This is a genomic window from Streptomyces sp. Ru72 (assembly GCF_002920635.1).
GTDB lineage: Bacteria > Actinomycetota > Actinomycetes > Streptomycetales > Streptomycetaceae > Streptomyces.
In genome coordinates this window covers 1-2,814 of record NZ_PQSR01000217.1, presented here as the reverse complement: position 1 = coordinate 2,814, position 2,814 = coordinate 1, and the positions used below count along the sequence as shown (strand labels likewise).

Here is a 2,814-nt window from a genome sequence, read left to right as displayed (position 1 = left end):
CTGGGGCTCCGAGCGGGCGGCCGGTGGCTTCGGGGTGCTGGCCGGCGCCTTCGAGAGGTCGGCCGGTGGCTTGGGGGTGCCGGCCGGCGCCTTCGAGAGGTCGGCCGGTGGCTTGGGGGCGGGCGGGAAGGCAACCGGGCCCGGGGGGAGGGTGGCCGGGGGCTCCAAGGGCGCGCGGGGGCGGGGCGGGGCGCCGACGCGTGGGGCCGCCTCCTCCTGGGGGTCGCTTTCCCGCGCCGCATCCTGCCCGAGCGTCCCCGCGGCGGAGGCGAAGCGGTCGTCGAGGCTGTCGGACGCGGGGGCCGGTCCCGTGTCCCCGGTGGAGTCGTCGTACAACTGCCCCCACCAGTCGTCCTGGTGGCCGGTGGACCTGTCCCCCTGCTGGCTCATGCCCCCAATTGTCCACCGCCCGGGGCGGTTGAAAACGGGGCATCGGGAAATTCCGGCAGGGCGGCCGTCCCGCGCTCGGCGTGTCGGACGACACCTCGAACGGCGATACGAACCGGCCGGGAACGAAGGGTGCCGCCGGACGGTCCCACCCCCCACAGGGGAACCGCCCGGCGGCACCACGGTGACGGGCGGTACAGCGCCACGTGAAACGGCTGATGGAACTGACCGGGGTGACGACCCGTCTGCAACTGGGCCGGCAGACGTACGGGTGGGGCTGGGTGGCCCGGACTGAACAGGCATGGCTTCCGTGACCGGGGCCTGCCTGCCCGAGGGCCGGTCACCTGCGTGGACGTCGCCCCTCCCCCCAGTCCGTGGCTCCGGGGGGAGGCGCCCCTTCCGCGACAGGGCCTAGGACGACCAGCGCCCCCGCTTGGCCTCCATCGCCGCTCTGCCCTGTGCCCCCTTCCTCTTCCAGTCCCGCCGCAGCTCCGCCCGTACCCGCGCGTCCGTCTTCGCCACGATCCACTGGTTTTCCCGCAGCAGCTTCCGGTAGCTCTCCAGGCGCCGCTCCGGCAGTTCCCCAGCCTCGACCGCCGCCAGCACCGCGCAGCCAGGCTCCGCCGCGTGCGCGCAGTCATGGAAGCGGCACCGCTCGGCCAGTTCCTCGATCTCGGAGAAGACCTGCCCGACCCCGCTCTCGGCGTCCCACAGACCGACCCCGCGCAGCCCCGGTGTGTCGATCAGCACTCCCCCGCCCGGCAGCGCGAGCAGGTTGCGCGTGGTCGTCGTATGGCGGCCCTTCTCGTCCACCTCACGCGTGGCCCGGACGTGCATGACGTCCTCGCCGAGGAGTGCGTTGGCCAGCGTGGACTTGCCCGCGCCGGACTGCCCGAGCAGCACGGACGTACCGCCGGACAGGATCGCGGTCAGCACGTCGAGTCCTTCGCCCTGCCGTGCGCTGACCGGCAGCACCGGCACGCCGGGCGCGGTGGTCTCCACGTCCTGGACGAAGTACGAGAGCGTCGTCTCGTCCGGCACCACGTCGGCCTTGGTGAGCACCACGACCGGCTGCGCCCCGGACTCCCAGGCCAGGGCGAGGAAGCGTTCGATGCGGCCGAGGTCCAGCTCCGCGGCGAGCGAGACGGCGACGACCGCGTGGTCGACGTTGGCGGCGAGGATCTGCCCCTCGGACCGTTTGGAGGAGGTGGAGCGCACGAAGGCGGTACGGCGCGGCAGATACGTTCGTACGTACCGCGGATCGCTGCCTTCGGGATCGACCGCGACCCAGTCCCCCGTGCACACGACCTTCATCGGGTCACGAGGGACGACGAACTCGGTGTCGGCCCGCACGGTGCCGCCAGGGGTGACGACGTCGCACTGGCCACGGTCGACCCGTACGACACGGCCGGGCAGGAGGTCCTGCTCGGCGTACGGAGCGAACTCCGCTTCCCATCCCTCGTCCCAGCCGTAGCGGGCCAGGGAGTGCGACGAAGCGGAAGATGCCGAAGAAAAGGAGAGATTCAAGGGGAACCCTTCACAAGGGTGGCCCCGGCCGCGCGCACTCACAGGCGCGAAGAAGACAGGAAAGATCAGCCGGTGACCACGGAGGTGGAGTGGATGAACTTCTGGTTGCGGGCAGCGCCCATCACAGAGACAGCCATCGGTCACACCTCCCGTTTCCCACTCGGCCGACAGCAGCGGCCAACGGCCACCGCGTGAAGCGGACTTCACCCTAGAGGCGCCCGCATTCGGGCGCCACCGGTTTTTCTTCTCGCTGGGCACACGGTAACCGCCCGCGATCAGGTCGTACGGGATGTGGAACGCGGCGAGTTCGGCGTCGGTGGCACGCCGGCACCACTCGGCCGCCGCGGTGAGCGAGTCGTGGCCCGCCGGAGTCGGCGCGCACACGGACAACGAGCTTCGGCATCTCCATGATCCAGGGCCCGTGTCTGCTTCCTTCCCGCTCTGCCGCCCGCCGATCACCGTGTACGGGGACGACCCGCCTGGATGCCAGGACCCTGGCTCCCGTCCCTCCTGCTCGGCGGGCGTCAGCTCGCCCCCTTGCGCACACAGTCGTAACCTGAGAAAAGACCCGTGGTTCCCTGTTCTGGCGGCCAGTGTCCGGGAGACCAGGACTGCGCTGAGGGGACGGGGCAGGGGATCGGGGCGGGACCGGCCGCGAAGTCCGGTGTGATCTTTCCGCACCTGGATCAACGGCAGCGGCGGTGGCTGATGGGGACGGAAGATCCATCGGCCGGCCCCTTGCCGCTGCGGTCCCGGCGCCATCTCCCATAGCAGTCCAGGCAAGTGCGTGGATCTCGTTCCAGTGGTTCAGCGCGCCTGCATCGGCCACTCTGTTTTTCTTCAAGGGACCCAGCTTATGGGGAACTCTCACGACGTCCTGGCCGCTGATCCGGCCGACAG

Annotated in this window: 1 protein-coding gene and 3 pseudogenes; 1 reads left to right on the top strand and 3 read right to left on the bottom strand. The window is 70.9% G+C overall.

Annotated features, from left to right (window positions below; all coding sequences use genetic code 11):
* Positions 1-390 (bottom strand): annotated as a pseudogene (locus C3488_RS42285) (hypothetical protein); the annotation flags it as partial.
* Between the two features lie 185 nt (positions 391-575).
* Here C3488_RS42285 and C3488_RS42280 point away from each other — a divergent pair.
* Positions 576-701 (top strand): annotated as a pseudogene (locus C3488_RS42280) (helix-turn-helix transcriptional regulator); the annotation flags it as partial.
* Between the two features lie 97 nt (positions 702-798).
* Here the strand turns inward: C3488_RS42280 and rsgA are convergent.
* Complete coding sequence (gene rsgA / locus C3488_RS39455; protein WP_103845613.1) at positions 799-1,914, bottom strand: ribosome small subunit-dependent GTPase A; 1,116 nt, start codon at positions 1,912-1,914, stop codon at positions 799-801.
* Between the two features lie 234 nt (positions 1,915-2,148).
* Positions 2,149-2,307 (bottom strand): annotated as a pseudogene (locus C3488_RS39450) (ISAs1 family transposase); the annotation flags it as partial.
* Positions 2,308-2,814: the final 507 nt, after the last annotated feature.